General features: G+C 49.1%; 6 protein-coding genes. 2 read left to right on the top strand and 4 right to left on the bottom strand.

Features of this window, described 5'->3' with window-relative positions:
* Positions 1-210 precede the first annotated feature (210 nt).
* The 3 genes from E3J62_09570 to E3J62_09580 all read right to left on the bottom strand — a co-directional run bounded on the left by E3J62_09570 (position 211) and on the right by E3J62_09580 (position 2948).
* On the bottom strand, positions 211-1116 hold the full coding sequence (locus E3J62_09570; protein ID TET44707.1) for a hypothetical protein: 906 nt from the start codon (positions 1114-1116) through the stop codon (positions 211-213).
* A 50-nt stretch (positions 1117-1166) separates the two neighbouring features.
* A complete protein-coding gene (locus E3J62_09575; protein ID TET44708.1) occupies positions 1167-1814 on the bottom strand; it encodes a hypothetical protein in 648 nt (215 codons plus the stop codon).
* Between the two features lie 486 nt (positions 1815-2300).
* Positions 2301-2948, bottom strand: coding sequence for a hypothetical protein (locus E3J62_09580; GenBank protein ID TET44709.1), 648 nt, complete (start codon positions 2946-2948; stop codon positions 2301-2303).
* A 400-nt stretch (positions 2949-3348) separates the two neighbouring features.
* Between E3J62_09580 and E3J62_09585 the strand changes: the two genes are divergently transcribed.
* The gene (locus E3J62_09585; protein TET44710.1) at positions 3349-3906 is read left to right on the top strand and encodes a hypothetical protein; all 558 of its coding nucleotides are present in this window, start codon (positions 3349-3351) and stop codon (positions 3904-3906) included.
* A gap of 122 nt (positions 3907-4028) precedes the next feature.
* Positions 4029-4802 (top strand): hypothetical protein, encoded by a 774-nt coding sequence (locus E3J62_09590; protein TET44711.1) that lies wholly within the window; start codon positions 4029-4031, stop codon positions 4800-4802.
* 251 nt (positions 4803-5053) lie between these two features.
* Here the strand turns inward: E3J62_09590 and E3J62_09595 are convergent, their stop codons facing one another.
* Positions 5054-5485 carry a hypothetical protein gene (locus E3J62_09595; GenBank protein TET44712.1) on the bottom strand — a complete coding sequence of 144 codons (432 nt, stop codon included), beginning with the start codon at positions 5483-5485 and terminating at the stop codon, positions 5054-5056.
* Between the last annotated feature and the right edge of the window lie 520 nt (positions 5486-6005).

Raw genomic sequence — 6005 nt, forward strand, 5'->3', positions numbered from 1 at the left:
GCCAAAAGTGCGGTAGGACAGAAGGACGTGGCTCTCATAAGAACTCCTGATAATGTATCCTGGGTTTGCCTCGCCTATTGCTTCGCCATTTGGATAGTAGAGCAACAGCTCAGTTCTGTCAAACCACATTCACTCACCAAATTCCCAGCTCTCTACACCTGCATATGTGAACATATGTATCCTTGCTCGGTGCTTGACAGTTTGACAGTTCTATTCCAGTTTGCGCGTTCGAGCCTTTGCCCTTCTATATAGCTGACCTAACGAGTAGTGCTTCAGCGACCGAAACGGCGCATAACGCACAATCTCCGTATACGCCAGGCCCGCTCTCTCCTTCAATAATACCAGCAGCTCAGCTCTGAGTCTCGTTCCTGCCCTCGTGGACGTATCAATCTTCTTGATACTCCTGCTTATCCTTTTCTCGAAATCCCTTATCACCTTCTCTGCCGGCTCAAAATCAAACTCCTGAATCCGCCTCCTCTTGGACTCTGACCCCCTCTTGCGCCGGTCAAACTTCCTCATGGCAGACTCAATGAACCTCTCATCCCCGAGAACATCCCCCAGTCTTGTCGTCTTCACAGACAGGTCTCTCGAACGCCACTCCCTCAGCAAATCCTTCAAAACAGACTTCTCCCCAAACAGATCCCTTACAAACTCCCCGTCCAGAAAGGTCTCGCTACTCTCGTCAAAATACTCACGTATGCTTGACCATTCATACCTCCAGGGGCTCCTCACTACCCCAGCGCGCTCAGGGTTCAGCAGGGCGTACACAACCGCTACAGTCATGTACATGTCCTCCTGTATCAACGTTGACTTGAATCTGCCCTGGAATACATACCCGGACCCGCCAGCTCTCCTCCTATAGTAGGCCCCATACTCTCCATTCAACTGCTTCATGAACTCAGACAGCTTCCCACTGGAGTTCTGCAATATCAGATGATAGTGGTTATCCATTACGCAATAGACGAAGACCCTCATCTTGTGGAGTATGGAGCTTGCTTCGAGGATCTCGAGAAACCGGGCCTTCGCTCCGTCGTCAGGGAATACATTCTCCCCACCGTGCCCACGGTTCATGACATGGTGGAATGCGCCCTTATAGGTCAGTCTCGCTCTCTGCACAGCCCTATACTACAGACAAACTGTCAAACTGTCAAGCACCGAGCAAAGGCTCAATAGAACAGCGTCAGGTTGACGGTTGGCTTCTTGGCCATGAGCAATGCATGAGTGTTATCCACAACGAAATAGTATGTCGTTGGTCCTAACGTGCAGTCGATGTCAAGGTTGGAGACCCGTTCGCCTGAGGCGTCAGTTCTGTAGTGGAACCTCTCGCCGTTCTTGAATGCTTCGAAATTGTTTTTCCCTTCCAAAAGCCAGACATTCACATCCCACTCCGGCACAGATACCGAACCGACCAGCCGTGCCTCATCAGGAGAGGAAAACTCCACGCGCCAGTATGCCCCCGCATCGAGCGTGAAAGTCCTGGACACAAGCGGGTGAGCCTTCTTCGACGATGCGCCAATTCTGTCGGATGACAGGAACACGGCGGCCACGAAACCTATTACGCATATGACTATTATGCCAACCACGACTCCAAGCAATACGCGCCGAGCGCTTACAGGCCGCATCTCCCCAGTACGGGCATCGTGTACTGGCTTCACGTCGCTAGCGATCGATACGGTTTCATCAGCTGGCTGCTTGTAGATAACAGACTCGTCAAGTACGAAGACGCTATTGCAGTGCTCGCAGGTCTCTTTCTCCCCTAGCTTCTGCTTGCTCACCTCAAGCAACTTTCTGCACTTGGGACATCTGATGACCATTCTACCCTCCTTTTCGCGGTTCCAAGGATCATATCTACCCCTTCGTTTCGAGAGCCTCTCAATTCTCACTAAGATTGACCTGGGTTTCTGCCGCAAAACTGGCCCGCGTTCCTGGTCATTGAGACTACGCTCTCGTTCAGCTTTGTTCAAGAACTAAATGCTCCGTCCCGTTCCCCCCTGCTAATTCTCCCTCAAAATTGACCCGGATTTCTCCGATAAAACTGACCCACCTTCCTGGTCATTGAGAATAGACCTTTGTTCAAGAATTAAGTGCCCCGTCTTGTCTCTGCCTCAGCAACTGGATCAGCTGTGCAGAAGGTCGAAGAGCACAATCTCCAGAGCGGAGTAGAACTTTCAAAGTGTCAAGCACCGAGGTGTGGCCCTTATTCTTGCACCGTCCCTAAGGCTTTACCAGTTCTCGAGAAATATCAGAATGCTAAACCTAGTACTCCTCGATGCAGTCTCTATCGTTAGAAACCCCGTCTCCTACTGAACCACCCTACCCTGATGCCAGAATACTGTTCCCAAAGTCAAAAAATACACCGACACGATAAGAGCTATCCACAAAAGAAGATCCGAAAACCCAAACACGGCAAAGCACCGGCTGAATGCGTAGCACTCGAATGCCAAAGGAATGAAAATGACGGCTATGGGCAACACCGCTGTCCACAGATGAATTAGCTTCTTGGCAACGCCTGTGGTTTTGAATGCGAAGTAACTCCAGGCATCCATGGCTGTTAAGGAAACAAGAAAACCAGAGAGTGCATTGGTGTAAATGGGTTCGTAAACAGACCGTACAACGCTATCGTGTACGATTGTCTGGAAGTTGCGCATTGAAACCAAAGCCATTGCCTCATAATAGCAATACGCAATTAGCACAGGAATTAGTCTCTCGACGATGGAGATGTCCCGCAATTCAAAGGGACCTAGCGTTACTCCTCGTATGGCCGCGTTTGTCAGAAGCCAGAATATCAGGAACAGGAAATAAACGAGGGCTAAGCGATATTGGAACCCAACTGTCAGTCTTTGGACATTTCCTCGGACCGCCACGAGATACTCTTTTGCATAGTCACGTACGGAAGCACCCGAGAAGGCCTGTTCCACCGATTGTTCTATAGTCTGTCTTTCAAACATACCTACAACACCTCCCCTCCTGCTGGACCCGTGCCCAACATTTTTCAAGTCACGACCACCTACTCATGAAGCACGCCCAGATTGTATTGTCTCAGCAAGTCCGGGTCAAGCGAGCTTGCCAGAATTCCGCAGCTTGGGAGATCAAGCTTAAGCAGCGATATGACGATATGTGCTCAATTGTCAACATATCAACACATCGGTGCAAGTATGTGGGTGGGCATGTGGGAAGCTGATGGTTCCAGTGGGTGGTTGACAGCGGGGGTGGGGTGGGATAGAATCGCTGATGAGAAGTGACGAGAATACCGTCTTTGAGGAACCGAGCGCGGAGCAATAGTTGTCAATATCCCATATTCGAGGTTTGACCCCAAACTGAGGTCCCGGGCCATGGGAGGTTAACGAGATGAAAAAAGAAAACCTGGAATCGCTGTATGAAGAGCTCCAAGGATATCTTTCACAAGCTCCTTGGCCAGAGAAAACAAGCGATTTGATAGCTGATCAATCTGTATGGGAGCAATACAACCACTCAGTGGAATTGCTCACTGACATTTCGGGACGAGACTACAGCCGTTTCCTTGTTAAGCCCTGGGTGGGAAACAGCGGCAGACAGTTCGTTGGTCTTCTTGCATACAGGCAGAAATTAGGTGGCCTGATTTCCTCGCTCCATGCAGAGTATTTCTCCAAAAAACCAGCGCCCTTTAGCAGTGTACCGGAAACGGTAGTGACCCAGAGTCAGCAGCAAGTTCAGTCAGTTTACGCTCAGGTACTTCTTGAAATCGATAGCAAAATCGATGAAATGATCCCCAGCCATCAAGAAGGAAGCAAAGAGAGAAGCTTCTTGCAGAAGGTCAAGAGTTCCCTAAAGTCCGCATCAAACGTAGCTCAGCTTCTGGCCCTGTTCTTTAGAATAGCAAAGGAATGTGGCCTCAATATCGATGATGTTTTGAAGGTTTTTGGCTGAAGTCTAAAGAACACCGCAAACGCCTGCTGCCGGAGGAAAGCTAACGAGACCGGACCCACCGCACTTGAATCGGATACAGGGTTTCTGCCGTTTATCCCAGGACCCACAAAGGAGGCGAAAAAATGAACACATGTGAGTCATTAAGAAAAATAGCTGGGTTTGCAAAGAGGTTCGAAGAGCAGATTCTTTTGAAGGATTTCGAGGGTCCTGACTCCCTAAGGCGCGACTGGTACCTCGCCCTGAAGTTCTTCTTCAAGAGGTCTTTCTATCAGGGACGACCAGATGAAGTCTCAGACAAGTTTCTCGCATCGGCCCTCGACTGTCTGGACAACCTGCTTGGCCGCACTGAGGAGAAACGGCATTCAAGGGTGCAGGAGTTCTTTCGCGATGGATGGATGAACCGGCAGAATTGGCGCTCTCATCAGAACCCAATTCACAAAAGCCTAAAAGAATCCGGAGTGAACAAAGAGGCAGACAGGCTAATGGTGTTGTCGGCATTAGCATTCATTATCGAGAGAGGGTTTCTGAATATCGTGACTCACTCGGTTGAGAGAATTCGGGGAGGACACATAGCAGATCTGTACGCGGAAGTAGATAGCATATACTCTGTTGGGGACAAGATCACATCCTTATTTCTTAGAGATGTGGTGCATCTGTTTAGCATCGAGCGGCACTTGGGTAGCGGGGATTTTGTCTACGCCCAGCCCGTCGATGTATGGGTTAGGAGAGTTGCTGAGGAACTCGGGTTGAAAGGGCTCAATGACCAAGCGACAAGGAAGCTGCTGGTAGACAAGTGTAGTGAGTGTAAAGTGTCACCTATTGCCTTCAACGAAGGAGCCTGGTATCTAGGCTCCCACTCACTCGCCATGGCTATCGGATCTGTCTTACAGACGTAATCAAGCACCTACACAAGACGCAAAAAACCCGTTAAGCCCAGTCACGGATTTTAGGACTGGTAGCTAACCTTTGTCCAGACCGGACTCACACCAGCAAGAGCTAAGGAGCTTTGCCAGTCTTCGCCCAGGTAGCTACTACTGGCTACGCTCAGCACACTCGTGCACCGTCCCCAGTGTTTCACAGTCATTGCTTATCTTGGTTGCATCGCCGGCATGTACGAGCGGCTAACGCTGACGGTGAGTTGCCGGCTTCACGAGGGCGGTCGCACTTCTTTACTAGCCATTAAGGTTTTGCTTTTTGCATAACTCTCAAGTAGGGTTTTGATGATAAGCAGGCAATCGGTAGCACAATCTACTAGTTCAACCCAACTGAACTCTGAGAATTTGTAGTCATATTCATTCACGGCAAAATTAACAATACGTTTCTTATCGTCAATATTCCACACTGGGTCAAATAGATGTCGCTCGGAGAAATGAATATAACCACTGGTGTATTTGTACACACGAGGGACCCAGTCAAAACTCTCGCCAAGCTTCTGAGTCAAGTAGGAATCTGTCATTTTTCTTCCATCTCTATCTTTCATTTTGCTTATTTTGCTTCCAGCAATGACTTCACCTGCCATGCTCTGAGGGTCATCAGATAAGCAAAAAGCAGAAAATCTCAAAACAGTATCTAGGTGCATTCTTAATACCGCCCTGGCACACGTCATATTCCAACTAAGAACAAGTAACTCGAGTGCAGAAGACGTACTCAAACACCTCTTCATGATGCCAATAATAACCATGTCCATTGGATACACGGCCTTGTTCCCGGCATGCATTATTTGAATGCCTAACGAGGGAAACTCACTTCTGAGCTTCTTCAGTCTATCAATTGATCTAAGTGTTTTAGGCGAATGCTGCTGCACGGGCCGCCGCCCACCATGTAGTATACTGCACTTTCTGGTGCAATATCGTGACAGATTCCCACAGTCTATCTGGGTTCCTTGCCTGACCGTTTCAATCAACAGAATCTTTTCACATAAGCGGACGGTTGTCAAATTCTTTCGCAACAGTGATTGAGGCATCTATTGGTGATGATTTGGCACAGCTCTTTTGAGAATCGGAATGTCAAATGGTCGAGTAGGACTCATAGCTGCCACTGCCAAAGAGACAGCTATGAGCCCCCTCACAGAACCGGACATGAGGATTTCCCTCATCCGG

The sequence above is a fragment of the candidate division TA06 bacterium genome (genome assembly GCA_004376575.1).
In the GTDB taxonomy this organism is placed as follows: domain Bacteria; phylum Hydrothermota; class DG-26; order E44-bin18; family E44-bin18; genus E44-bin18.